The organism is Buttiauxella sp. (genome assembly GCF_049686335.1).
Classification (GTDB): domain Bacteria; phylum Pseudomonadota; class Gammaproteobacteria; order Enterobacterales; family Enterobacteriaceae; genus Buttiauxella.
This window is the reverse complement of sequence record NZ_JBAVHX010000009.1, coordinates 54,527-77,801: the sequence shown is the minus strand read 5'-3', so window position 1 is coordinate 77,801 and position 23,275 is coordinate 54,527. Positions and strand designations below refer to the sequence as shown.

At 53.0% G+C, this 23,275-nt stretch carries 23 protein-coding genes and 1 pseudogene; 18 read left to right on the top strand and 6 right to left on the bottom strand.

Annotation, left to right across the window (positions count from 1 at the left end):
- The first annotated feature begins 193 nt into the window (after positions 1–193).
- Complete coding sequence (locus tag WBL83_RS07345; RefSeq protein WP_424588521.1) at positions 194–1,123, top strand: LysR substrate-binding domain-containing protein; 930 nt, start codon at positions 194–196, stop codon at positions 1,121–1,123.
- Here the strand turns inward: WBL83_RS07345 and WBL83_RS07340 are convergent.
- Positions 1,120–1,770, bottom strand: coding sequence for a DsbA family protein (locus tag WBL83_RS07340; protein ID WP_424588520.1), 651 nt, complete (start codon positions 1,768–1,770; stop codon positions 1,120–1,122). The genes WBL83_RS07345 and WBL83_RS07340 overlap by 4 nt on opposite strands.
- Positions 1,771–1,782: 12 nt before the next feature.
- Positions 1,783–2,649, bottom strand: a complete 867-nt coding sequence (locus WBL83_RS07335) for an MBL fold metallo-hydrolase (protein ID WP_424588519.1) — start codon at positions 2,647–2,649, stop codon at positions 1,783–1,785.
- A 122-nt stretch (positions 2,650–2,771) separates the two neighbouring features.
- On the opposite strand from WBL83_RS07335, the gene WBL83_RS07330 reads away from it, so the two are divergent.
- From WBL83_RS07330 to WBL83_RS07310, 5 genes are all read left to right on the top strand, one after another.
- On the top strand, positions 2,772–3,680 hold the full coding sequence (locus WBL83_RS07330; RefSeq protein ID WP_424588518.1) for a LysR family transcriptional regulator: 909 nt from the start codon (positions 2,772–2,774) through the stop codon (positions 3,678–3,680).
- Positions 3,681–3,842: 162 nt separating this feature from the next.
- On the top strand, positions 3,843–6,890 hold the full coding sequence (gene fdnG, locus WBL83_RS07325; protein WP_424588517.1) for a formate dehydrogenase-N subunit alpha: 3,048 nt from the start codon (positions 3,843–3,845) through the stop codon (positions 6,888–6,890).
- A gap of 11 nt (positions 6,891–6,901) precedes the next feature.
- Positions 6,902–7,786 carry a formate dehydrogenase subunit beta gene (gene fdxH, locus WBL83_RS07320; RefSeq protein WP_424588516.1) on the top strand — a complete coding sequence of 295 codons (885 nt, stop codon included), beginning with the start codon at positions 6,902–6,904 and terminating at the stop codon, positions 7,784–7,786.
- Complete coding sequence (gene fdnI / locus WBL83_RS07315; protein WP_424588515.1) at positions 7,779–8,435, top strand: formate dehydrogenase-N subunit gamma; 657 nt, start codon at positions 7,779–7,781, stop codon at positions 8,433–8,435. The genes fdxH and fdnI overlap by 8 nt, the downstream gene beginning before the upstream one ends.
- 97 nt (positions 8,436–8,532) lie before the next feature.
- Positions 8,533–8,784: a DUF1158 domain-containing protein gene (locus WBL83_RS07310; RefSeq protein ID WP_424588514.1), complete on the top strand. Its 252-nt coding sequence runs from the start codon at positions 8,533–8,535 to the stop codon at positions 8,782–8,784.
- Between the two features lie 129 nt (positions 8,785–8,913).
- Here the strand turns inward: WBL83_RS07310 and WBL83_RS07305 are convergent, their stop codons facing one another.
- Positions 8,914–10,161 (bottom strand): mechanosensitive ion channel family protein, encoded by a 1,248-nt coding sequence (locus WBL83_RS07305; protein WP_424588513.1) that lies wholly within the window; start codon positions 10,159–10,161, stop codon positions 8,914–8,916.
- 240 nt (positions 10,162–10,401) lie between these two features.
- On the opposite strand from WBL83_RS07305, the gene WBL83_RS07300 reads away from it, so the two are divergent.
- The 9 genes and pseudogenes from WBL83_RS07300 to lldD all read left to right on the top strand — a co-directional run bounded on the left by WBL83_RS07300 (position 10,402) and on the right by lldD (position 19,946).
- A complete protein-coding gene (locus WBL83_RS07300) occupies positions 10,402–11,520 on the top strand; it encodes a YbdK family carboxylate-amine ligase (RefSeq protein ID WP_424588512.1) in 1,119 nt (372 codons plus the stop codon).
- Positions 11,521–11,917: 397 nt separating this feature from the next.
- Positions 11,918–12,313, top strand: a complete 396-nt coding sequence (locus tag WBL83_RS07295; RefSeq protein ID WP_424588511.1) for a helix-turn-helix transcriptional regulator — start codon at positions 11,918–11,920, stop codon at positions 12,311–12,313.
- A gap of 170 nt (positions 12,314–12,483) precedes the next feature.
- Entirely contained in the window at positions 12,484–12,891 is a 408-nt protein-coding gene (locus WBL83_RS07290; protein ID WP_424588510.1) for a (R)-mandelonitrile lyase, read from the top strand.
- A 21-nt stretch (positions 12,892–12,912) separates the two neighbouring features.
- Entirely contained in the window at positions 12,913–13,968 is a 1,056-nt protein-coding gene (locus WBL83_RS07285; protein WP_424588509.1) for an NAD(P)-dependent alcohol dehydrogenase, read from the top strand.
- A gap of 200 nt (positions 13,969–14,168) precedes the next feature.
- Complete coding sequence (locus tag WBL83_RS07280) at positions 14,169–14,594, top strand: DUF2946 domain-containing protein (protein WP_424588508.1); 426 nt, start codon at positions 14,169–14,171, stop codon at positions 14,592–14,594.
- A 39-nt stretch (positions 14,595–14,633) separates the two neighbouring features.
- Positions 14,634–15,992: pseudogene (locus WBL83_RS07275) on the top strand (PepSY-associated TM helix domain-containing protein); the annotation flags it as partial.
- Between the two features lie 335 nt (positions 15,993–16,327).
- A complete protein-coding gene (lldP, locus tag WBL83_RS07270; protein WP_424588507.1) occupies positions 16,328–17,983 on the top strand; it encodes an L-lactate permease in 1,656 nt (551 codons plus the stop codon).
- Positions 17,983–18,768 carry a transcriptional regulator LldR gene (gene lldR, locus WBL83_RS07265; RefSeq protein WP_424588506.1) on the top strand — a complete coding sequence of 262 codons (786 nt, stop codon included), beginning with the start codon at positions 17,983–17,985 and terminating at the stop codon, positions 18,766–18,768. The genes lldP and lldR overlap by 1 nt, the downstream gene beginning before the upstream one ends.
- A complete protein-coding gene (lldD, locus tag WBL83_RS07260; RefSeq protein WP_424588505.1) occupies positions 18,765–19,946 on the top strand; it encodes an FMN-dependent L-lactate dehydrogenase LldD in 1,182 nt (393 codons plus the stop codon). Before lldR ends, lldD begins: the two co-directional genes overlap by 4 nt.
- A 43-nt stretch (positions 19,947–19,989) precedes the next feature.
- Here the strand turns inward: lldD and WBL83_RS07255 are convergent, their stop codons facing one another.
- The 3 genes from WBL83_RS07255 to WBL83_RS07245 all read right to left on the bottom strand — a co-directional run bounded on the left by WBL83_RS07255 (position 19,990) and on the right by WBL83_RS07245 (position 21,255).
- Positions 19,990–20,292 (bottom strand): DNA-binding protein, encoded by a 303-nt coding sequence (locus WBL83_RS07255; protein ID WP_424588504.1) that lies wholly within the window; start codon positions 20,290–20,292, stop codon positions 19,990–19,992.
- Positions 20,282–20,611 (bottom strand): type II toxin-antitoxin system RelE/ParE family toxin, encoded by a 330-nt coding sequence (locus tag WBL83_RS07250; RefSeq protein WP_424588503.1) that lies wholly within the window; start codon positions 20,609–20,611, stop codon positions 20,282–20,284. The genes WBL83_RS07255 and WBL83_RS07250 overlap by 11 nt, the downstream gene beginning before the upstream one ends.
- Positions 20,612–20,826: 215 nt before the next feature.
- Positions 20,827–21,255 (bottom strand): OsmC family protein, encoded by a 429-nt coding sequence (locus WBL83_RS07245; RefSeq protein WP_424588502.1) that lies wholly within the window; start codon positions 21,253–21,255, stop codon positions 20,827–20,829.
- 216 nt (positions 21,256–21,471) lie between these two features.
- On the opposite strand from WBL83_RS07245, the gene WBL83_RS07240 reads away from it, so the two are divergent.
- From WBL83_RS07240 to WBL83_RS07230, 3 genes are read left to right on the top strand one after another with little or no spacing between them, the layout of a single operon-like run.
- A complete protein-coding gene (locus WBL83_RS07240; protein WP_424588501.1) occupies positions 21,472–22,005 on the top strand; it encodes a tetratricopeptide repeat protein in 534 nt (177 codons plus the stop codon).
- Between the two features lie 27 nt (positions 22,006–22,032).
- Positions 22,033–22,533, top strand: a complete 501-nt coding sequence (locus tag WBL83_RS07235; protein WP_424588755.1) for an RNA polymerase sigma factor — start codon at positions 22,033–22,035, stop codon at positions 22,531–22,533.
- Positions 22,530–23,273: an anti-sigma factor family protein gene (locus WBL83_RS07230; protein WP_424588500.1), complete on the top strand. Its 744-nt coding sequence runs from the start codon at positions 22,530–22,532 to the stop codon at positions 23,271–23,273. The genes WBL83_RS07235 and WBL83_RS07230 overlap by 4 nt, the downstream gene beginning before the upstream one ends.
- Positions 23,274–23,275: the final 2 nt, after the last annotated feature.

The following is a 23,275-nucleotide window of genomic DNA, read 5'->3' as shown; positions in this document are numbered from 1 at the left end:
TGAGATGTAATCGCAGTGTTAAATTCTGTTCAAGACTCCGGGTTGGATCATAAGGATTACAAATACATTCAACAATGGAGTGGGATGGGTGTCGGATGACGGGTGTCGGATGACGCTGCGCTTATCCGACCTACGGTTTTGTAGGGTGGATAAGCGCAGCGTCATCCACCAAAAGGTCACAGGGGAGCGGCACATGAATTCCATTTTTACCGAAGAAAACCTGATTGCATTCACCACCGCAGCGCGCCTTTCAAGCTTTAGCAAGGCGGCGGTAGAACTGGGGTTAACAACTTCGGCCATCAGTTACACCATCAAAAGAATCGAGACCTATCTCGATGTGGTGCTGTTTGTGCGTAACACCCGCAGTATCGAGCTCACCGAATCGGGCTACTATTTTTATCGTAAAGCCACCGAGTTGCTCAACGACTTCCATGCCATTAAACGCGGCGTCGATACCATTTCTCAGGGAATTGAGGTGAAGGTGCGCATCTGTATTAACCAGCTGCTCTACACCCCGCGCCACACCGCAAAGCTGCTGCAAATCCTGAAAAAACAGTTTCCTACCTGCCTGATTACCATCACCACCGAAGTGTACAACGGCGTCTGGGACGCGATTATTAATAACCAGGCCAATATCGCGATTGGTGCGCCGGACACGCTGCTTGACGGCGGCGGCATCGACTACACCGAAATTGGCGCGATCCGCTGGGAGTTTGCCATCGCCCCCACTCACCCGCTGGCGTTTATGCCGGAGCCCATTGCTGAAAGCCAGTTGCGCCTGTACCCCAATATCATGGTGGAAGACACTGCGCTTACGCTGAACAAAAAAGTGGGCTGGTTGCTGCACGGACAGGAAGCGATTCTGGTGCCGGACTTTAACACCAAATGCCAGTGCCAGATTCTGGGTGAAGGGGTGGGCTTTTTGCCTGATTACATGGTTCGTGAAGCACAAGAGAGCGGCCTGTTGGTGACCAAGCAGATAAGCAACCCGCGCCAGGATTCACGCATGCTGCTTGCCACTCAACATGCGGCAACCGGCCAGGTCACGCAGTGGATTAAAAAACAGTTTAAACCTGGCGGGTTGCTGGCTGAAATTTACGGGGATTTGCTGTATCGGGATTAACCCGCTGCCACTTTGCCCAGCAACATCTGCTGCCAGGCAGGGACATCACCAAGGTAGCGCCCGGCATCCAGCACCGCTAACTGCCCGCTGCTATTCTGAAGCGCAAAAGTTGGGAAGCCTCGCCCACCAACCTGCGCCAGTAGCTCACGGCTTTCGGCAATATGCGCAGCCAGCAATGTCTCATTGATGGCCTGCATTTGCGCAGTAAAAGCTTCGGCCTGCAAGCCAGATTGCCCGGCCAATGCCTCAAGAACCGCCAAATCCGCCACACGCTGCCCAAGCTGATAGTGCGCCACCTGAATAAGGTGCAGCATATCCAGCCCGCGTCCGGCCATGTTTTGCGCCGCCAGAATCGCACAGGTCGGTGGAGCAGAGTCCATCACCGCCGTGGTATCCAACAGCAGGCCGTTGATATACGCGTCGCCAAACGGCTGGCCGGTCATGGCGGCAATCCGCGCATCATGTTCAATCACATGTCCGCGCCATTGCGCATCGATGGTACGACGATGCTTGCCCACCATCATGCCGCCGCCATGCAGGGCAATCGACAGTCCAGGGACTTTACGAGCCGCCTCGACAAGCGGTGCCGCACCGTAGCACCAGCCACACAGCGGGTCGAAAATGTAATGCAGAGTGTTAGTTGTCATCTCTCTTCCCCGTTACTGCGGCCATGTCATTTCGCCTTTCAGCACCTTCGCGCCAAGCTCCAGACTCGACTCATCTTTCAGGTCAGGATAGTGCTTTTTCATCGCCGCTATCAGCTGGGCTGAATCTTTGGCTTTTGGCAGTTCAGACTCAAGCGCCGTCAGGTAATTCTGCGTGAAAGTCACTGATTCAAGCGTTTGCGGCGCACCCGGCAGGAAATGCCCCGGAACCACGACTTCCGGTTTCAGCGCTTTGATGGTTTCCAGCGTTTGCTGCCAGTCGGCGCGTGATTTTGCCGTCTGGGTATCGGCGACCCACAGGTGAATATTATTGCCCGCAACCGGCACCCCGCCTACCACCGCTTTCAGTGCCGGGATCCACAGATAGGTGCGGTCTGCCGTCGGGCCTTTCACTTCGATTTTCTGCCCATCAACCGTGAAGCTGTTGCCCTGAAGCGGCTGCGGCACAATCACCGATTGCGGCGCGTTCTCTTTTAATATCGGTCCCCAGTACGCCAGTTTGCCCTCTTTTGAGGCGTTAATCGCGGCGATAGTTTCCGGCGTAGCGATGATTTTTGCCTGCGGGAAGGCGGCCTTGATTTTGTCCAGACCGAAGTAGAAATCCGGATCTGAATGGCTGATATAGACGGTGGTCAACGTTTTGCCGGTCGCTTTGATCTTGTTGATCAGTTGCCCGGCATCGTTGCCCTGGAACTGCGCGTCAATCAGCACCACTTCTTTCTCGCCGCTGACGATCTCGGACGATACCGGGAACACGCTCTTCTCACCGGGATTATAAACTTCCATTGTCAACGGGCTGGCGGCATGAGCCAGAGTGGTCAGGGTTGCGAGGGTCAGAGTCATTATTGATTTAGTAAACATAGCAGGTGTCCTGAATTGTCTTGATGTTGGAATAGTCTTAACGTTGGGCACATCTTACGTTGCATAAATCGAGACAAAAACCGGATAATGAGCAACTATTCATTGCATAAATCGGACGAATCATGGATCGCATTACCGCCGCAAAAGTGTTTGTCACCATTGTCGATCTCGGCAGCATGATTGCCGCCGCAGACCGCCTGGAGATGTCGCGAGCCATGGTGACGCGTTATCTGGCGCAGATGGAAGAGTGGAGCGGTGCGCGTCTGCTGCACCGCTCCACGCGCAAGTTAAGCCTGACCGATGCAGGCGAACGCACCCTGACGCTTTCGCGCAAAATGCTCGCCGTCGCCGAAGCGATAGATTTGGTCGAGGATAATCACAACGAGGAAATTCGCGGGCTGCTGCGCATCACCTGCTCCCAGTCGCTGGGACAAACCGCGCTGGCCGGTGCCGTGACGCAGTATCTGAAACGCCATCCTCAAGTGACTGTCGATCTGCAAATGAACAACCGCGCGGTCAACCTGGTGGAAGAGCGCATCGATCTGGCACTACGCATCACCAACGAACTGGACCCCAATCTGATTGCCCGCCCGCTTTCCACCTGCGCCTCGGTGGTGTGTGCCTCCCCTGCTTATCTGGCGGCACACGGCACTCCGCATCACCCGGAAGATCTCGCCAGCCATAACTGCCTGACCTATTCCTGGTTTGGCAAAAGTCTGTGGCATTTTGACCGTGACGGGGAAAAATCCGCCGTTGCGGTGAGCGGCAATCTCAGCGCTAATGAATCGGTTGTGCTGCTGGCGGGTACGTTGCAGGGTGCTGGGATCTCGCTCCAGCCGTACTATTCTGCTGCCCCGCTGCTGGCAAAAGGTGAACTGGTCGAGCTGTTAGCGGGCTACCAACCGCAGGCGATGGGGATTTACGGGATTTACACGTCCCGCAAACAGATGCCCGCCACACTGCGTTCGATGCTGGATTATCTGGTGGAGTGGTTTGCCACGGATGAACAGTGGCGGGCGACGTTGCGCTAAGGCTCGCGCATCATCTCCATTATGATTAATCTCCCGCCATTACCCCTACTCATGAAGGGGTAATTTGCTCCCCATTGCTTAGCGATTTGATTTTGCTCAATAACCCCCCTTCTACGGTTGCTATTTTCGCCGCCATTCATACGTCATAACAATGAGGTTACGATGGACGTCAGTCGCAGAAAGTTCTTCAAAATCTGTGCCGGCGGTATGGCAGGGACAACCGCTGCAGTACTGGGATTTGCTCCCAAAGCAGCACTTGCGGAGGTGCGCGATTACAAACTGATACGCGCCAAAGAGACCCGCAACACCTGCACATACTGCTCCGTAGGGTGTGGTTTGCTGATGTATAGCCTGGGCGATGGCGCGAAAAACGCTAAATCTTCCATTTTTCATATCGAAGGTGACCCGGACCATCCGGTTAACCGGGGTGCGCTTTGCCCGAAAGGCGCAGGCCTGCTGGATTACATCCACAGCGAAAGTCGTCTGCGTTACCCGCAATATCGCGCGCCAGGTTCTGACAAATGGCAGCGCATCAGTTGGGAAGACGCGTTTTCGCGCATCGCCCGGCTGATGAAAGACGACCGCGATGCCAACTTCGTTGAGAAGAATGAGCAGAACGTCACCGTCAACCGTTGGCTCTCGACCGGCATGTTATGTGCCTCGGCGGCCAGCAACGAAACCGGCATGCTGACGCAAAAATTTGTGCGCTCACTCGGGATGTTAGCGGTAGATAACCAGGCGCGCGTCTGACACGGACCAACGGTAGCAAGTCTTGCTCCAACATTTGGTCGCGGTGCGATGACCAACCACTGGGTTGATATCAAAAACGCCAACGTTGTGATGGTGATGGGTGGCAACGCCGCTGAAGCGCATCCGGTGGGATTCCGCTGGGCGATGGAAGCGAAAAACAACAACGACGCCACACTGATTGTGGTCGATCCGCGCTTTACCCGCACCGCTTCGGTGGCGGATATTTATGCGCCAATCCGCTCCGGCACCGACATTACTTTCCTGTCGGGCGTCTTGCTGTACCTGATTTCCAATAACAAAATCAACGCCGAATACGTAAAGCATTACACCAACGCCAGCCTGCTGGTGCGTGATGATTTTAGCTTCGAAGACGGGCTTTTCAGCGGCTACGACGAGCAAAAACGCCAGTACGACAAAACCACGTGGAACTATCAGTTCGACGAAAATGGTTATGCGAAACGCGATGAGAAACTCAGCGACCCGCGCTGTGTGTGGAACCTGCTCAAAGAACACGTTTCCCGCTATACGCCGGAAGTGGTCGAGCATATTTGCGGCACGCCTCAGGCTGATTTCCTGAAAGTGTGTGACGTGCTGGCTTCCACCAGTGCGGCCGATCGCACCACCACTTTCTTGTACGCACTGGGCTGGACACAACACACCGTTGGCGCGCAGAACATCCGCACCATGGCGATGATCCAGTTGCTGCTCGGCAATATGGGGATGGCGGGCGGCGGCGTGAATGCACTGCGCGGGCACTCCAACATTCAGGGTTTAACCGACCTCGGCCTGCTGTCCACCAGCCTGCCAGGCTATTTGACCCTGCCGTCTGATAAGCACACAGACCTTGAAACCTATCTGGCAGCCAACACGCCAAAAGCCACGCTGCCAGGCCAGGTCAATTACTGGAGCAACTATCCGAAGTTCTTCGTCAGCCTGATGAAGGCTTACTACGGCGACGACGCGACCCGTGACAACAACTGGGGCTTTGACTGGTTGCCGAAGTGGGATCAGTCTTACGACGTGCTGAAGTACTTCGACATGATGGACCGCAACAAAGTCAGCGGTTATATCTGCCAGGGCTTTAATCCGGTTGCCTCGTTCCCGGACAAAAACAAAGTCGTCGCCAGCCTCAGCAAGCTGAAGTTCCTCGTGACCATCGATCCGCTCGTTACCGAAACGTCCAATTTCTGGCAGAACCACGGCGAGATGAACGATGTCTCTCCCGCGTCGATTCACACCGAAGTCTTCCGCCTGCCGTCCACCTGCTTTGCCGAAGAAGACGGCTCGATTGCCAACTCCGGACGCTGGTTGCAGTGGCACTGGAAAGGTGCGGACGCACCGGGCGAAGCGCTGACCGATGGCGAGATCCTCGCCGGGATTTACCATCGTATGCGTGAGATGTATCGCAGCGAAGGCGGCAAAGGCGTGGAGCCGCTGTTAAAAATGAGCTGGCACTACCACCAGCCCGATCGTCCGGAATCAGAAGAGGTCGCGAAAGAGAACAACGGCTATGCGCTGGAAGATCTCTATGATCCGGCTGGTAATTTGCTGGCGAAAAAGGGCCAGTTACTGGATTCGTTCGCGCTATTGCGAGATGACGGTTCGACCGCATCTGCCTGCTGGATTTACGCCGGAAGCTGGACGTCAAAAGGCAATCAGATGGCGAACCGCGATAACGCCGATCCGTCAGGACTGGGCAACACGCTCGGCTGGGCCTGGGCGTGGCCGCTTAACCGCCGCATCATTTACAACCGCGCGTCGGCTGACCCACAGGGTAAACCGTGGGACCCGAAACGCATGTTGATTCAGTGGAATGGTGTGAAGTGGGTTGGCAACGATATCCCGGACTACAACACCGCGCCTCCGGGCAGTGGTGTGGGGCCGTTTATCATGCAGCCAGAAGGTTTAGGCCGCCTGTTCGCCATCGACAAAATGGCGGAAGGGCCGTTCCCGGAACACTATGAGCCGTTTGAAACGCCGCTGGGCACCAACCCGCTGCACCCAAATGTGGTGTCCAATCCCGCCGCGCGCTTGTACGAAGCCGATGCCAGACGCATGGGTAAACGGGCCGAGTTCCCGTATGTCGGCACCACCTATCGTTTGACCGAGCACTTCCACACCTGGACCAAGCACTCGCGGCTCAATGCCATTGTGCAGCCGGAACAGTTTGTGGAAATCAGCGTGGCGCTGGCGAAAGCCAAAGGCATTGCCAACGGCGACCACGTGAAGGTCAGCAGCAAGCGCGGGTTTATTCGTGCCGTTGCGGTCGTCACACAACGTCTGCAAACGCTGAATGCAGGCGGGCAGGAGGTGGAAACCGTCGGGATCCCGCTGCACTGGGGCTTTGAAGGCGCGGCGCAGAAAGGTTATCTCGCCAATACCCTGACGCCATCCGTCGGCGACGCCAACTCGCAAACGCCAGAGTACAAGGCGTTTCTGGTCAACATTGAGAAGGCGTAAGGAGCGAACTCATGTCCATGCAATCTCAGGATATTATCAAGCGTTCGGCTACCAATAGCATTACGCCGCCGCCACAAGCCCGCGACTACAAGGAAGAGGTCGCCAAGCTGATTGACGTCTCAAGCTGTATTGGTTGCAAAGCCTGCCAGGTCGCCTGTTCGGAGTGGAATGACATCCGCGACGAAGTGGGTCATTGCGTCGGGGTTTACGATAACCCCGCCGATTTGAGCGCCAAATCCTGGACGTTAATGCGCTTTAGCGAGACCACGCAAAACGGCAAGCTGGAGTGGCTGATTCGTAAAGACGGCTGCATGCACTGCGCGGATCCGGGTTGCCTCAAGGCGTGCCCGTCTGCCGGTGCCATCATCCAGTACGCCAACGGCATCGTCGATTTCCAGTCGGAACATTGTATTGGCTGCGGCTACTGTATTGCCGGTTGCCCGTTCAATATTCCGCGCCTGAACAAAGACGATAACCGCGTCTACAAATGCACGCTGTGTGTTGATCGCGTAAGCGTAGGCCAGGAGCCGGCCTGCGTGAAAACCTGCCCGACCGGTGCCATTCACTTTGGCACTAAGAAGGAGATGCTGGAGGTCGCCGACGAGCGCGTCGCGAAACTGCAAAAACGCGGCTTTGAGCGCGCCGGTGTTTACAACCCGCAGGGCGTGGGCGGCACTCACGTGATGTACGTGCTGCATCACGCCGACCAGCCTGAGCTGTATCACAATCTGCCAAAAGATCCGCAAATCGACGTGCCGATTAACCTGTGGAAAGGGATCCTCAAACCGCTGTCGGCGGCAGGTTTTATCGCCACTTTTGCCGGGCTGATTTTCCATTACATCGGTATTGGGCCTAACGAAGAGGAGGATGAAGACGAGGAGGAGCATCATGAGTAAGCAGAGCAAAATGATCGTCAGGACGAAGTTTATCGACCGCGCCTGCCACTGGACGGTGGTGATTTGCTTCTTTCTCGTGTCGCTCTCGGGTATCGCGCTGTTTTTCCCAACGCTGCAATGGCTGACGGAAACCTTCGGCACCCCGCAAATGGGGCGCATTCTGCACCCGTTCTTTGGGGTGCTGATTTTTGTGGCGCTGATGTTTATGTTTGTGCGTTTCGTGCATCACAATATCCCGGAAAAGCAGGACTGGCCGTGGATCAAAAATATTGTCGAAGTACTGAAAGGCAACGAGCATAAAGTGGCGGATGTCGGCAAATATAACGCCGGGCAGAAGATGATGTTCTGGACCATCATGAGCATGATTTTTGTGCTGCTGGTGACCGGCGTGATTATCTGGCGGCCTTATTTTGCCTCGTACTTTTCCATCAAACTGGTGCGCTACAGCCTGCTGATTCATGCGACTGTCGCGATTATTTTGATCCACGCCATTCTGATTCATATGTATATGGCGTTCTGGGTGAAAGGCTCGATTAAAGGCATGATTGTCGGCAAGGTGAGCCGCCGTTGGGCGAGCAAACACCATCCGCGCTGGTATCGCGCGATTGTTGCCAAAGAAGCGAAGAAAGAGAGTACCGAAGGTTTGTAGTTCCCTGCCCTAATTTCCCCGGTGCATGTGTACCGGGGATTTGAATCAGCGGTTATTTTCCCGGACAATGCCCTTTTAACTCCGGCGTAACGATCAAATGAAACACCCACTTGAAACCCTGATGAGCGCTGGCGGCATTTTACTGCTGGCGTTTTTTTCCTGCCTGCTGCTTCCGGCTCCGGCGCTGACCGTTGAACTGGCGCAAAAGCTCATCAAGATGTTCCATCTGCTGGATATGAACCAGCTTTACACCATCATCTTTTGCCTGTGGTTCCTGGCGTTAGGCGCAATTGAATACTTCGTGGGGCGTTTTATCTGGAAGCGTTGGTTTTCAATTGACCGCGATTGATGGGGCTATTTTTGTCGGTTGACGCTGCGCTTAACCGACCTACGAAAAGAGATATTGAAAAGAAACGTAGGGTGGATAAGCGCGAGCGTCATCCACCATTTCTGTCGGTTGACGCTACGCTTAACCGACCTACAACGATCCTGGCAACACAATCGAACGAATATCATTACCGGTCGGCGCCTGATGAATACGCAGGCCAAACTGATCTATCACCGCAAAAATATGCTCGAAAATATCGGCCTGGATGGACTCATATTCCAGCCACGCCACGGTATTGGTGAAAGCATAAATCTCTATCGGTAAGCCTTCTGCACCAGGCGCTAACTGACGCACCATTAAGGTCATGTCTTTACGAATGCGCGGGTGATTTTGCAAATATTCGGTCAGATAAACGCGGAATGTCCCGACGTTAGTCATGCTACGCGCGTTAAGTACTGATCCGCCGTCGCTATTATGCTCACGGTTATAATCTTCAATTTCTTTACTACGCGAGGCTATATAAGGCTTTAATAAGCGAGCCTGAGTTAAACGTTGTATTTCTTCGGCAGACAGGAAATGAATACTGGTGGTATCAATATTAATACTGCGCTTAATTCGACGGCCACCGGACTGCGACATTCCGCTCCAGTTTTTAAAGGCGTCGGAAACTAATGCGTAGGTGGGAATAGTGGTAATCGTATTATCCCAGTTACGCACTTTAACGGTGGTCAGGCCGATATCCGTGACTGCACCATCCGCGCCATATTTAGTCATTTCCAGCCAGTCGCCCAGCTTTAACATGCGGTTTGCCGAAAGCTGTATACCCGCAACCAGGCCGAGTATCGGGTCCTTAAACACCAGCATGAGTACTGCCGCCATGGCACCCAGGCCGCTAATCAGGATAGCCGGTGACTGACCAATAATGCGCGAGACAATCATGATACCAATCACGATTGAGGCGATGAGTTTCACCCCCTGGAATATTCCTTTAAGCGGGATATTCGACGAAATAGTAAATTTTTGTGATAAGTTATAAATAACATCCAACAGCGAAAATAATGACAGCAGCGAGTACAGCATAATCCACAGTTGCGCACAGACTATCAATATGGTGCTGATGTCGCTGCCTTTCTGCATCCACAGCACCACCTGAATATTGACGATCACCCCTTGCAGAGTCAAAGCAACGCGTTGAAATAACTTGTTTTCTGTAATAATCTGCAGCCATAAATGTTGGCTGGAATTTGCGCGCTTCTCAAACGCCCGCAACACAATTCTGTGCAGAATAAAATGCACTACCAGGGCGAATATAAAAATAATAGCCAATACCACTAATATCGACGTTGTGGGATCAAGAACAATTCCAAAATGACTTAAAAATGAAACCAAATCTTTCATAATTACTCCTTCCTAAACAGCGCATATAATGATGGGTGATAAATTCATCTGCAACCCTTATTGCACTTATTATTTGCTGAATATTCTTTACAAGATTTTTATTGCTTTGATGTAAAAGGTAAATATTAAGCCAAATATTCGTGATATAAACCGCACTGCTGACAAGGGTGAGTTTCAAACGGCTGGCTATACTAAATGCATGAATGCACTCAGTGCGGGTGCAAAAAGCGAGATGACAATATGCCACTCAGTGATTTTGCCCATTCTGATCCCTACACCCTCGGTATTGAGCTCGAATTACAAATAATCAGCCCGCCTGCCAACGATCTCAGCCAGGACTCATCGCTGCTGATTGACTCACTAAAAGACGTTGTGACGGAAGGTGAGGTCAAACATGACATCACCGAAAGCATGCTGGAAATTGCCACCGGTGTCTGCGCTGACATCACTCAGGCCCAATCGCAGCTGGTTAGCTTACGCCAGCACGTCCTGCAATCGGCAAATGATCACCATCTGGCCATCTGCGGCGGTGGCACTCATCCATTTCAAAAATGGGAACGTCAGGAGGTCTGCAAAAGCGAACGCTACAACCAGACGCTTGAGCTATACGGCTATTTAATGAAACAGGCCACGGTGTTTGGCCAGCATGTTCATGTGGGATGCGAAAACGAAGAAGACGCTATCTATTTAATGCATGGTTTATCGCGCTTTGTTCCGCACGTCATCGCCCTCTGCGCTTCGTCGCCTTATATTCAGGGCGGAGATACCACTTATGCTTCATCGCGCCTGAATATCTTTTCGGCGTTTCCGGACAACGGCCCGGCGCCTTTCGTCAGCGACTGGCAGGAATTTAAGTGGATGTACCAGCGCCTTGAGTCCAGCCGCATCGTTCAGTCGATGAAAGACCTGCACTGGGATATTCGCCCCAGCCCCCATTTTGGCACTGTCGAAGTGCGCGTGATGGATACGCCATTAACTATTACTCGTGCGGTGAATATCGCCGGTTTTATTCAGGCGCTGGCTCACTGGCTGCTAACCGAACGCCCGTTTGTGCCACGTTCAGAAGACTATCTGCTGTACCGTTTTAACCGTTTTCAGGCTTGCCGTTTTGGCTTAGAAGGGATACTGACGGATGTGCGCAACGGTGAACAACGCACGCTCGCAGAAGATATTTTGCCACTGCTGGATACTCTCGCCCCTTACGCGGCGCAATTACAGGCGTCCTCAACTTTAGAAGCGATTGAAGGCTACGTTCGCCGCAACGACAGTGACACCCTTCGTATTCGGCAGTTCATTCGTGAAGGCGGTTTGTTGACCGAACTGGTACGCGAAAATTGTGAAGTTTGGGCAAGTGAATAATTGCACTTTTCTGATTTAATACAATGGAGCGTACTCGTTACGCTCAAAGTGGTTGAGAAATAAATATAATTATCTGATGTAAGCCATTACTTAATTAATACTTAACGAGAAGCTAATTTACTTCATACAAATACCTGCTAAAGTCACGTCCCCCCTCCCTCTACTTATGATGAAAAAATAAAAGCGAATATTTCATTATTAAATACTTGTTAAAAGGATTTATTTCATGACTCACTCATCGAATCATCTGATGAAGAATATCTTTATTCTGAGTGATAATAGTTATTTGTTACCCGGCATAAAACTTCTGTTATCGACCCTTTGTTACCAAGGGGTGAGATACTTAGTTAAACACATACGTAACAATCAGTTAAATGACTTTTTTAATGAATTACGTGTGCAGGAAGATAACGAAAATACCGTTAACTATTTTATCGCTGAAAAACAGGCTTTTTATATTCTGAAGTCAAATAATATCTCACCTGATGGCATTCTCATCCCACCAACGGTAAAACTGAGCGAACTGCAAAATATCTTGCAGAAATACAATAAAAGAGAACGCTACCTCAATTCTGAATTCTACTATCGAAATACCCATTCACATCGTGAAGTAGAAGTGGTGTCGATGTTACTTGAGGGTATCCAGCCAAAAAACATCGCCGATAAATTAGGCATCTCGATTAAGACGGTAAGCCATCACAAACAGATCGCGATTAAGAAAAGTGGCTTCTCGAACTTTAATGAATACTACATGCGTAATTTGATCATCCATCCTCTCATCCAGCCGCAATGATTCATGAATACAGCTCATAACTCCATTCGTATTTAGCGGGGTAATCGCGCCACATCTGGGGTGATAAAGTCTCATTTTTGGATAACACGGCAAGCCTGAATGAATTTCCTATACTTCAGAGTCACTGTTGTCCATTTCACCCCAGCAGAAATGCTGATTTGGAGGAAAAAATGGAAGAAAAACTGAAAATTACCCCAGCGGGATCCCAGCCATCTCAATCAGGTCCGGAAAGTTACTTCACAGGTCGAGTCCGTATTGATGCACCTTTCCAGACCACGCCACCCGCCCGCACCGGTGGAGCTACCGTCACATTTGAACCCGGTGCGCGTACCGCCTGGCACACTCATCCACTCGGCCAGACGCTGATTATCACTCATGGCCATGGCTGGCTACAGGAATGGGGTGCGGAAATTCGTGAAATTAATCAGGGCGATATTGTCTGGATACCCGAAGGCGTAAAACACTGGCACGGTGCGACACCCGACAACGCCATGACCCATATTGCTATTGCTGAGTCACTGAACGGCAGCCCCGTTGAATGGATGGAGCACGTTAGCGACGATCAGTATAAAAAATAATTCCTTATTCGGAGAACTAACATGACGATGAAAGTGCTCGGTTATGCTGCCCAATCCGCAGATGCCCCCCTGGCCCCATTCGAATTTATGCGACGTTCACCGCGCCCTGATGATGTTGTCATTGAAGTGATGTACTGCGGTGTGTGCCACTCCGACCTCCATCAGGCGCGCAACGACTGGGGTTTCAGTCAGTATCCGTTAGTGCCAGGCCATGAAGTGGTAGGCCGCGTAGCCTCTGTTGGCAGCAATGTGACGAAATTCAAGCCGGGCGATTACGCCGGTATCGGCTGCATGGTGGATTCCTGTCGCACTTGCCATCCCTGTCAGGAAGGACTGGAGCAGTACTGCGAAGAAGGTAACACCCAGACTTACAATGGCGTAGACCGCCACGACCACCAGCCGACTTATGGTGGTTATTCGCAAGCGATTGTCGCGTCAGAAGATTTTGTCCTGAAAATGCCGGAAGGTATGGACCTGAAAGGGGCCGCACCGCTGCTGTGTGCCGGTATCACCACCTGGTCGCCGCTGCGCCACTGGAATGTCGGCAAAGGCAGCAAAGTTGCGGTAATTGGGCTCGGCGGGCTCGGTCATATGGCGCTGAAACTGGCGAGCGCCCTGGGCGCAGAAGTTACGTTGTTCACCCGTTCAGCCAGTAAAGAAGCGGATGCCCGACGCTTAGGCGCGCATCACATTGTACTGTCGACCGACGATGCGCAAATGGCGTCAGTCAGCAATCAGTTCGATTTGATTATCGACACGGTTCCTTACGCTCACGACGTTAATCCGTATATGCCTACGCTTACCCTGGACGGGACACTGGTGTACGTCGGGCTATTGGGTAGCATTGAGCCGCCAGTCAGCACCTTACCGCTGATTCTGGGACGTCGTTCAGTCGCCGGTTCGTGCATCGGCGGCATCAAAGAGACCCAGGAGATGCTGGATTTCTGCGGCGAACATGGGATTGTTTCGGATATCGAAATGGTCAACATTCCGGATATTAACGAAGCCTACGAACGTATGCTGAAAAGCGATGTGAAGTACCGTTTTGTGATTGATATGGCGTCGCTGAAGGCCTGATTATCTGACAAAGGGTGATAAACGGGTTTTGTAGGGTGGATAAGCGTTAACGTCATCCACCCTTTGCGTCAGTGGCGTCGGATGACACGCTGCGCTTATCCGTCCTGGGAACCGGTTTGTCACCAGCATCATGGTTTTAACATTCCCCTTTATTCCGTGTACAATCGCGCAACAAAATAGTTGTACAACGGATAGGCCGGTTGCCGTCACTTTTCACGCTTTCACGCCATAAATGGTTATCAGCGCTCGCGTTACTGGCGATGCTGATGCTTTTTATCGCCCCGGTGATTTCAAAATCACTGGAGCAAAAGCGTGCGGGTAAGAACGGCGAGCATCAAATGATGGTTCACTCGGGCGGCATGATGATGGAGATGGGAGAGATGAAATTGCCCGCCTCTTCCCATCTGATGCCGGGTGCAGGCGCTTCATTGATGGACGATATTGCCTGCGGATACTGCCAGCTGTTGCTGCATATTCCGCTGATCGTCTGGCTGTTTATTCCTTTTATCTGGCTGGCATGGCGAATTTCACGTGCGCCGCCACCGCCCGTTATCGCCCCCCTTCTGGCTCAGCATGACGACGCCGAAGCCCTGCCCCGCGCCCCTCCTGCCGCGCTGTTTCGTTAAAAAAAATCTCCTTTAACGTTACAACTAGCGGAAGTGATAATGATGTCTGCCAACCACTCTCAGCACGCCTTTCGTGGCGCGCTGCTGACGCTTTTGCGTCGCCTGCATTTCTATATCGGCCTGTTCGTCGGCCCGTTTATTTTCGTCGCAGCTCTGACGGGTACACTCTACGTACTGACACCACAAATTGAGAATGCGCTTTACCATCAGGCGCTACGCACTCAGGATACGGGAGCAAGCCTACCACTTTCACAGCAAATTGCCGCTGCACGCCAGTATATCGGCGAAGATGCGGCTATTTATGCGGTGCGCCCCGCCCCTGAAGCTGGCGATACGACCCGAGTACAGTTTGTTGACCCGACTCTTGGGGAGTCCGAATCGCGAGCGATTTTTGTTTCTCCTGCCACCCTCACGATCCATGGCGATATGACGGTGTATGGCACCAGCGGCGTGCTCCCGCTGCGCACCTGGATTGACCAGTTCCATCGCGGATTATTGCTTGGCGATATCGGGCGAATTTACAGCGAACTGGCGGCTTCATGGTTGTGGATTGCCGCATCAGGTGGCGTGGTGCTGTGGCTCACGTCGCGTCCAAAGAGAACACTCAAAGTGCGGCAAACCCCGCAAAGAACAGCGCGCCACTGGCACATTACGCTGGGTGCTACGTTACTGCTCGGGTTGCTGTTTTTCTCGGCAACAGGGCTGACCTGGTCACAGTGGGCGGGAGGTAATATCGACAAAATGCGCAGCTCGCTGGGGTGGATGACGCCGCAGGTGAACACCGCGCTTATGCCGCAAACGACCCATCAACACGCCGATCCGCACGCAGAACATCATGCCATGATGCCAGGAATGGTGATGCCTGAAACGGATGATCGCCAATGGGACAAGGTACTCCACGCCGCACGCACTGCGGGAATTGAATCTAACAAAGTAGAGATCCGCGCGCCGCGTTCAGCAAACAAAGCCTGGACCGTGACGGAAATTGACCGCGCGTGGCCCACTCACGTCGATACCGCCGCCGTCGATCCAAATGGCTTTAAAGTCATCGACCGAACCTATTTCGCCGATTTCCCTATGGTGGCCAAACTCACACGTTGGGGGATTGATGCGCACATGGGCGTGTTATTCGGCCTGCCTAATCAGCTGCTGCTGGCAGCATTTGGTTTTGGACTGTGCGCAATGATACTTCTGGGTTATCGCATGTGGTGGCTCAGACGCCCTGCGACTTCTGCGAGCAATCCCGCACAAACACTCAGCGAGGCGTGGCTGGCACTGTCAGGCTTCTGGCGTGCAGCCATGGTGTTAGTCGCGGTGATGTTTGGCTACTGCTTGCCCGTTATGGGGGTGAGTTTGCTGCTGTTTATTGCTGTGGATGTCGTGCGCTGGCGCAAAAGCGCATTGAGATTGCAGATTTCGTAGTTTCCCCCCTCACCCTAACCCTCTCCCTAAGGGAGAGGGGATTGTCCGGTTTTCTCCCTCTCCTGACGGGATGTCCGGTTTCCTCCCTCTCCTGGGGGAGAGGGCCGGGGTGAGGGCTTCTCTCAAATATTGGTCCTACCAATCCTGCCAAAAATGTGACTGGTTTACCCATACTGACAAAATCCGTTACACGACCATTGCCATTAGTTAACAAAAGATTAACCTTTACGCATAACTTATCCTACAACGCCATATTGGTCTGACCAATCAAGCGAAAAATAATAAGCACATCACGTTCTGGAGAGTCCTGCATGCAAGCCTGGCAACAAGTCTACGACCCGGCAGGGAACATCTGGCTATCAAGCCTCATCGCCGCTATTCCGATTATTTTCTTCTTCTTTGCGCTTATCAAACTGCGCATGAAAGGTTACACCGCCGCCACCATCACCGTTGGTCTGGCATTACTCGTTGCCCTGTTTTTCTACCGCATGCCAGTTGACCGCGCCTTGTCGTCAGTGGTCTACGGTTTCTTCTACGGCTTGTGGCCGATTGCGTGGATTATTATCGCCGCAGTATTTGTCTATAAAATCTCGGTGAAAACCGGGCAGTTCGACATAATCCGCTCATCGATTCTTTCCATCACGCCCGACCAACGCCTGCAAATGCTGATCGTTGGCTTCTCTTTCGGGGCATTTCTTGAAGGTGCTGCCGGATTCGGCGCGCCGGTGGCGATTACCGCAGCACTGCTGGTTGGCCTCGGCTTTAATCCGCTCTACGCCGCCGGTCTGTGCCTGATTGTGAACACCGCCCCGGTGGCGTTTGGTGCAATGGGCATTCCGATTATTGTTGCAGGCCAGGTGACCGGCCTCGACAGTTTTGAGATCGGTCAGATGGTGGGCCGCCAGTTGCCGTTCCTGACGATTATTGTGCTGTTCTGGATCATGGCGATTATGGACGGCTGGCGCGGCATTAAAGAGACGTGGCCTGCGGTGATGGTCGCTGGCGGCTCGTTTGCTATCGCACAGTTTCTCAGCTCCAACTTCCTTGGCCCTGAACTGCCGGATATTATTTCTTCGCTGGTTTCTCTGGTGTGTCTGACCGCATTCCTGCGCGTCTGGAAGCCGGTTCGCATTTTCCGCTTTGGCGATATTGGCGCATCGGTTACCGACCAAACGCTGGCTCGCCAAAACTACACTTTAGGCCAGGTGGTTCGCGCCTGGATGCCATTTATCTTCCTGACGGCGACCGTCACGCTGTGGAGTATCCCGCCGTTTAAAGCGCTTTTCGCCCCGGGTGGCGCTATGGCTGACTGGGTGTTTAACGTCTCCGTGCCATTCCTCGACAAAATGGTTGAGAAGATGCCACCCGTTGTGGCGCAAAGCATGGCCTATGCGGCGGTCTATAAGTTCGACTGGTTCTCTGCCACCGGCACCGCGATTTTGGTAGCAGCGCTTATCTCGATTGTGTATCTGCGCATGAAGCCGAAAGCAGCTATCGAAACCTTCGGTGAAACGCTCAAAGAACTGGCTCTGCCGATTTACTCCATCGGCATGGTGCTGGCGTTCGCATTTATCTCTAACTATTCCGGACTTTCGGCAACGCTTGCGCTGGCACTGGCTCATACCGGCCACGCATTTACCTTCTTCTCGCCGTTCCTGGGCTGGTTGGGGGTATTCCTGACCGGTTCAGATACTTCGTCCAACGCGCTGTTTGCGGCATTGCAGGCGACGACCGCGCAACAAATCGGCGTCTCCGATCTGCTGCTGGTTGCGGCCAACACCACGGGCGGCGTGACCGGTAAGATGATTTCGCCGCAATCAATCGCCATCGCCTGTGCCGCTGTCGGTCTGGTGGGTCGCGAATCAGATCTGTTCCGCTTCACCGTCAAACACAGCCTGATTTTCACCTGCATGGTCGGTGTTATCACCACCCTTCAGGCCTATGTCTTAACCTGGATGATCCCTTGATGAGCACTCAACCGCGCCTGGCCGACCATCTGGTCGAGCGCGTAAAAGCAATAATTAGCGAGCGTAAGCTGGAGGCGGGTATGCGATTGCCCGCCGAACGTCAGTTGGCCGCCGAGATGGGCGTTTCGCGATCATCTATTCGAGAGGCGATTCAAAAACTGATAAGCGAAGGCGTGTTAATTAGCCGTCGCGGTGGCGGTACATTTGTGCGTTACGAAGTTCAGGCGTGGTCCGAGCAACGTATCGTTCAGCCACTCAAAACACTGGTTGAGAACGACCCAAACTATCGCTACGACATTCTGGAAGCGCGGCATGCCATCGAAGCCAGCACCGCCTGGTATGCCGCAATGCGTGCGACGCCTGCTGACAAAGAGAAGCTTATCGCCTGCTTTGATGCCACGGTTAAATTCAAGGAAAGCGACGACCCCGATCTGGCGGCTCAGGCCGATGTGCGCTTTCATCTGGCGATAGCCGAAGCCTCGCACAACATCGTGTTACTCCAGACGATGCGTGGATTTTTTGACCTGCTGCAATCCTCGGTGATGCACAGCCGCCAACGCATGTACACGGTGCCCGCGATTTTTGCGGGACTCACCGAACAACATAACGAACTGTTGCAGGCAATTTTGGCAGGCGATCCGGAGCGCGCGCGCCTCGCGGCGAAAACCCACCTAGGGTTTGTCCATACCACCATTAAAACCCTGCATGAAGACGAAGCCCGCCAGGCGCGTATCAGCCGCCTGCCCGATGAAGACACCGACGTAATAAGGGACGAAAATCCATGATTATTTCTGCTGCAACTGACTACCGCGCCGCGGCAAAACGCATTCTGCCGCCATTCCTGTTTCATTACATTGACGGTGGGGCTTATGCCGAACATACGCTGCGTCGTAACGTTGACGACCTGGCGCAGGTGGCGTTAAAGCAGCGCGTGCTAAAAAACATGTCCGCCCTGAGCCTTGAGACCAAACTGTTTAACGAGACGCTGTCGATGCCGGTGGCACTGGCTCCGGTAGGTTTGTGCGGGATGTATGCACGTCGTGGCGAGGTTCAGGCGGCGAAAGCGGCGGCCGCCAAAGGGATCCCGTTCACGCTGTCTACGGTTTCAGTCTGTCCTATTGAGGAGGTCGCGCCTGCAATTGACCGCCCGATGTGGTTCCAGCTCTACGTGCTCAAAGACCGTGGATTTATGCGCAATGCGCTGGAACGCGCTAAGGCTGCGGGATGTTCTACGCTGGTGTTTACCGTGGATATGCCCACGCCCGGCGCCCGTTACCGCGACGCGCATTCAGGCATGAGTGGGCAACATGCAGCGCTTCGCCGCTACTGGCAGGCGGTGACCCATCCGCAATGGGCGTGGGATGTTGGTCTGAATGGCCGCCCGCACGATCTGGGCAATATCTCTACCTATCTCGGAAAACCGACGGGCCTTGAAGATTATATTGGCTGGCTGGCGAACAACTTCGACCCGTCTATTTCCTGGAGCGATTTGGAGTGGATCCGTGAATTCTGGGACGGCCCGATGATCATCAAAGGGATCCTCGACCCGCAAGATGCCAAAGATGCCGTGCGTTTCGGGGCGGATGGGATTGTGGTTTCTAACCACGGCGGCCGCCAGCTCGACGGCGTGCTGTCGTCTTGCCGCGCGCTGCCAGCCATCGCCGATGCGGTAAAAGGCGATATCGCGATTCTTGCCGATAGCGGTATTCGCAATGGCCTGGACGTGGTGCGTATGATTGCACTCGGCGCTGACACCGTATTGTTAGGGCGCGCTTATCTGTACGCACTGGCGACCCATGGCCAGGCAGGCGTGACCAATCTGCTCAACCTGATAGAAAAAGAGATGCGCGTTGCGATGACGCTGACCGGCGCTAAATCTATTGCAGAAATCAGCCCTGAGTTACTGGTACGCGAAGGTCTGAAAGATATTCTTTCGCCACAAGGCATGGCGGTTGGGTTTTAGCCAGATTGATGCTCGCCAGGTGGTCAATGGCGAGCATTTTCACTTAACTCGTCAGCGCTGCAAAACTGATACCGGCCGCGTTGATAATCTTTTTAGTTGTGCTGATCGTTGGATTTCCGTGCTCGGAAAGGGTTCGGTAAAGCGTTTCACGGTTAAGTTTGGATTCGGCGGCAATTTTGCTAACACCTCCACGAGCTTCAACGAGGCGGCGTAATGCCAGCAGAAACAGCACTTCTCCATTTTCTTCATCCAGCCCCGCAAAAGCCCCTTTCATATATTCCACGGCAAAAGCGGGATCTTCCTGAAGCATTTCAATAACTGTTTGGTCAAACTCGCTAAATTTCATTTTTTGACTCCTGATATTCTTGCCACCACGCCACAGCCTGCTCGATATCCGCTTGTTGTTTGCGTTTATCGCCACCGAGCAAGAGCAGCCAGGTATCCTTACCTTCATGCGCATAATAAATCCTGTAACCAGGCCCTTCATCTATACGCATTTCCCAAACACCAAGCCGGCATGGCTTATGGTCGCCTGGGTTATTAAGCGCTAACTGGTCAATACGGCGAACAATTTTCATCTTTGCGTACGGATTACGTAATGCTTTTAACCACTCTTTAAAAGGCACCCTACCGTTCTGCAGTTTGAAGTACTTAATGATATTCATCCTTGAAACCTCTCGATTGTAGCTTTTATACCACAATAGTCAATGTGTTTATTTTGAGCGTAATTTATTCCAACCACTGAAGGCTAACGTAGGGTTAAGGCGCAGAGCGAGGGACATTGAGAGAGAAACTTCAGTTTTGCGGCATGTCTTCCAGCAGGAAAATAAAAGGCGCAGCGCTGCCGCCGGGATGCACCGGAGACAGCACTTGCTGAGGATTAATTGAGTTTGTAGTCGAGGGTAATTTCAGCTTTCATCAGTTGCGATACCGGGCAACCGGCCTTGGCTTTCTGAATGATTTTGTCGAATTTATCGCTATCCGCATTCGGCACTTTAACGGTGCTGGTTAGCGCAATTTTGGTAATGGCAAAGCCACCTTCGGATTTATCCAGCGAGACATCTGCTGTCGTATCGATGCTTTCCGCGGTGTAGCCCTCTTCGCCAAGCATTAGCGAAAGTGCCATCGAGAAGCAGGCTGCGTGTGCCGCACCAATTAGCTCCTCCGGATTGGTTCCGGGGGCGCCTTCAAAACGCGTGTTAAAACCATAAGGCTGTTCTTTTAACGCACCGCTTTCGGTGGAAACAGTCCCTTTGCCGCGTTTAATGTCACCTTCCCAGTGAGCCTGCCCTTTCTTATGAATGGTCATGTAATCGCTCCTATTTTATTAACACGAACATCAAGTATAGAAGTTGAATACGGCCTTGCCCGGCAACTCGGAACAATCCTTGTATCGATGAAAAATAAAACGAATAAATCCTCGGCCCCAGGTGTTTATACCCTAAATAATTCAAGTTCTGGGAACGCACCAACAACTTGAAGTATGACGGGTATATTCCTTACCGAACACCACGAGGTAACTATCATGAAGCGTCTATACCGCCACATCCTTCCCGCCATCGCGACCAGTTTTGTGTTGTTGTCTGGCTACGCTCAGGCAATGGGAGGCAGCAATGACGAACCCGTTCCTCCAACCTGCCCTAAAGCGCAAATTTATGACTCGAAAACCAAAACCTGCATGGTCGACAAAGGTGGAATGATTGGGGATGAATCCCGAACCGACTACGCCTACGCACTGGCAAAAGCGGGCCGCTACCAGGAAGCACTGGATATGCTCAATACCCTGAAAGATCAAAACACCGCCGAAGCGCTGAACTATCGCGGCTATGCCACCCGCAAACTGGGCCGTACCGACGAAGGGATCAGCTATTATTTAAAATCAGTCGCGCTGGATCCGAAATACCCCAAAGTTCGTGAATATCTGGGGGAAGCGTACATGATCAAAAACCGTCCCGATCTGGCTCGTGAACAGCTCGCCGCTATCAAAACCCTGTGCGGTACCCGCTGTGAAGAGTATCGAGATTTGTCCGCAGCCATCGATGGCCACCCCGAATCATAATCGGAGGCGAAAATTAGTAGCGAAGCGATACGCCGCGATCTTGCGCAATACCTTTCACGCCTGTGGCGCTATGGGCTGGTGCTCTCCCATCAGCGGGATATTGCCGATGATCTGGTGCAGGCCACCTGCGTGCGCGCCATTGAACGCGCCGCACAATTTGAGGCGGGCAGCAGGATGGATAGCTGGCTGTTTTCCATCCTGCACTCCATCTGGCTCAATGAAGTGCGATCGCAGCTCATCCGTCGCGGGCAAGGTTTTGTGGATATCGATGAACTCACGGGCAACGGAAACTGCGACGATCCTGTCTGGACAAACGACGTGATGAAACGCGTAGCGCGTTTACCCGAAGCCCAGCGTGACACGGTATTTCTGGTTTATGTGGAAGAGTTGTCATATCGCGAAGCGGCTGATGTTCTCAACGTTCCCGTAGGTACCGTGATGAGCAGGCTCGCCACCGCACGGCTGACCTTATCTCAGGACCGAGCCCTTCAGCCTGATTCGCCGTCTTTAAAAGGAGAACGTTCATGACAATTACTGTCAATACGGATGAACTGTTGGTGGCGTATCTGGACAATGAACTGAGCGCCACGGAGCGCCTGGCGCTCGAAGAGCGTCTCACTCATGATGAGCATTTGGCTGAACGTCTGGCACTATTAGAGCGCAGCAGCCTGCCCTTTAAATCCGCTTTCGAACCTCTGCTGGACGCGGCTCCGGCTGCTCGCTTGCAGGGTTATCTCACGCCCGTAACGGCTAACGTATCCCGACGTCATCTCATAGCAGCCGCCGTCAGCTTTCTGGCGTTGGGCGTGATGGGCGATCGTGCATTCCTGCATTTTTCACAGCCCGAGGAAAACTGGCGAGAATTGGTTGCACAGTATATGGCGTTGTATACCCCCGAAACCCTGGCGGATACGCCTTCACCTGCGGCGCTGGAGAACCAACTGCAAACCACAGGCCAGCAATTGGGGCTCTCACTGACGAGCGCCAAAATCATGCTCCCCGACGCCACGCTTAAGAATGCTCGCACGCTGGCCTATGAGGATCGACGTATTGCACAAATTACCTGGCTTGACCCAGCCAGTGGCCCGTTCGCTCTGTGCATCACCGGAAACTCGGGCGCTCCCATGGCCGGCCAAAGTGAACAAAGGCTAGGAATGAACATTGTGTTTTGGGCCAATAAAACCCACCAGTTTATGGTGATTGGACATGGTTCCATGGCGAAGATAAGCCAGGCTGCAAAGCAACTACAACATGGCCTGGGGGCATAACG

Coding starts and splice junctions, on each gene's coding strand:
- lldD (WP_424588505.1), top strand. CDS start 18,765: ATGATTATTTCTGCTGCAACTGACTACCGCGCCGCGGCAAAACGCATT.
- WBL83_RS07305 (WP_424588513.1), bottom strand. CDS start 10,161: ATGAAAGATTTGGTTTCATTTTTAAGTCATTTTGGAATTGTTCTTGAT.
- lldP (WP_424588507.1), top strand. CDS start 16,328: ATGCAAGCCTGGCAACAAGTCTACGACCCGGCAGGGAACATCTGGCTA.
- WBL83_RS07245 (WP_424588502.1), bottom strand. CDS start 21,255: ATGACCATTCATAAGAAAGGGCAGGCTCACTGGGAAGGTGACATTAAA.
- WBL83_RS07335 (WP_424588519.1), bottom strand. CDS start 2,649: ATGTTTACTAAATCAATAATGACTCTGACCCTCGCAACCCTGACCACT.
- fdxH (WP_424588516.1), top strand. CDS start 6,902: ATGTCCATGCAATCTCAGGATATTATCAAGCGTTCGGCTACCAATAGC.
- WBL83_RS07330 (WP_424588518.1), top strand. CDS start 2,772: ATGGATCGCATTACCGCCGCAAAAGTGTTTGTCACCATTGTCGATCTC.
- WBL83_RS07250 (WP_424588503.1), bottom strand. CDS start 20,611: ATGAATATCATTAAGTACTTCAAACTGCAGAACGGTAGGGTGCCTTTT.
- WBL83_RS07300 (WP_424588512.1), top strand. CDS start 10,402: ATGCCACTCAGTGATTTTGCCCATTCTGATCCCTACACCCTCGGTATT.
- fdnI (WP_424588515.1), top strand. CDS start 7,779: ATGAGTAAGCAGAGCAAAATGATCGTCAGGACGAAGTTTATCGACCGC.
- WBL83_RS07290 (WP_424588510.1), top strand. CDS start 12,484: ATGGAAGAAAAACTGAAAATTACCCCAGCGGGATCCCAGCCATCTCAA.
- lldR (WP_424588506.1), top strand. CDS start 17,983: ATGAGCACTCAACCGCGCCTGGCCGACCATCTGGTCGAGCGCGTAAAA.
- WBL83_RS07230 (WP_424588500.1), top strand. CDS start 22,530: ATGACAATTACTGTCAATACGGATGAACTGTTGGTGGCGTATCTGGAC.
- WBL83_RS07340 (WP_424588520.1), bottom strand. CDS start 1,770: ATGACAACTAACACTCTGCATTACATTTTCGACCCGCTGTGTGGCTGG.
- WBL83_RS07310 (WP_424588514.1), top strand. CDS start 8,533: ATGAAACACCCACTTGAAACCCTGATGAGCGCTGGCGGCATTTTACTG.
- WBL83_RS07345 (WP_424588521.1), top strand. CDS start 194: ATGAATTCCATTTTTACCGAAGAAAACCTGATTGCATTCACCACCGCA.
- WBL83_RS07255 (WP_424588504.1), bottom strand. CDS start 20,292: ATGAAATTTAGCGAGTTTGACCAAACAGTTATTGAAATGCTTCAGGAA.
- WBL83_RS07285 (WP_424588509.1), top strand. CDS start 12,913: ATGACGATGAAAGTGCTCGGTTATGCTGCCCAATCCGCAGATGCCCCC.
- WBL83_RS07240 (WP_424588501.1), top strand. CDS start 21,472: ATGAAGCGTCTATACCGCCACATCCTTCCCGCCATCGCGACCAGTTTT.